Source organism: Paenarthrobacter sp. FR1, assembly GCF_051106045.1.
GTDB lineage: Bacteria > Actinomycetota > Actinomycetes > Actinomycetales > Micrococcaceae > Arthrobacter > Arthrobacter nitroguajacolicus_A.
Genome location: NZ_JBPFSF010000030.1, coordinates 1 through 928, shown reverse-complemented (window position 1 = coordinate 928; position 928 = coordinate 1). Strand labels below are relative to the sequence as shown.

General features: G+C 66.6%; 1 protein-coding gene. It reads right to left on the bottom strand.

Annotation, left to right across the window (positions count from 1 at the left end; genetic code table 11):
* Positions 1-928, bottom strand: a 928-nt coding sequence (locus tag ACR30Z_RS22575; RefSeq protein WP_434374676.1) for a DUF222 domain-containing protein, incomplete at both ends; no start/stop codon positions are given.

The following is a 928-nucleotide window of genomic DNA, read 5'->3' as shown; positions in this document are numbered from 1 at the left end:
GGTCGATGTGGGGTGGGGGGATGAACCAGGGCACGCCGGTGGTGGTGTCGATGCGCCATTGTTCTTTGTGGATGAGGTGGTGGTGGTGGCTGCAGAGCAGGGTGCCGTTTTCGGTTCCTGTGGTGCCTTGGTGGGACCAGTAGGTGATGTGATGGGCTTCGCACCAGGGTGCGGGCATGGTGCAGTCGGGGAAGGCGCAGCCGCCGTCGCGGGCGGTGATGGCTTTGCGGATGTGGGGTGGGAAGATCCGGGTGGTCCGGCCGATGTCCAGGACGCGGGATTGGCTGCCGAGCAGGACGGGGAGGATGTCGGCGTCGCAGGCGATTTTGCGGATGGTGTTGGGGTGGATCGGGCCGGTGAAGGTCGCGGTGCCGGTGCTGGTGCTGGGTTTGTTTGGTGTGCTGGGGGTGTCCGGGAGTTGGGTGCCGGTGAGTTGTTTGAAGAGCTCGCGGTGGTCGATGGTGATGGTGAGTTGGGGGCGGAGTCCGCCGTTGGAGGGTAGTTTCCCGGTGGTCATCGCGACGCTGCAGGCTCCGACGAGGCCGTCGAGGAGTTTCTGGGCCCGGGAGCGGCGGTCCAGGTCCGGGAAGGCTCCCCGGTCCGGGGCGGGTGATCGGTTGGGGGCTCCGGTGCCGGTTCCATCGTGGGTTTCTGTCCCGCTGCCCGTGCCCGTGCCCGTGCCCGTGCCGGTGCCGGTGCCGGTGGTTTGGTGTCGGGGGTTGGTGGCGGTGTTCATGGCGGTGGCGAGGGTTTCGTATTGTTCGTCGGTGGCGAAGATTTCCAGGTGGTGGAGTCCGTGGCGGCGTCGGCGGCGGAGGAATGCGCCTTGGAGTTGGCGGAGGGTTTCTTCTGTGGGTTCGGGGCCGTCTTGGTCGATGAGGTCGGCCCAGCGTTTGGCGATTTTGGTGAGGAAGTCGGGGTCGGACTG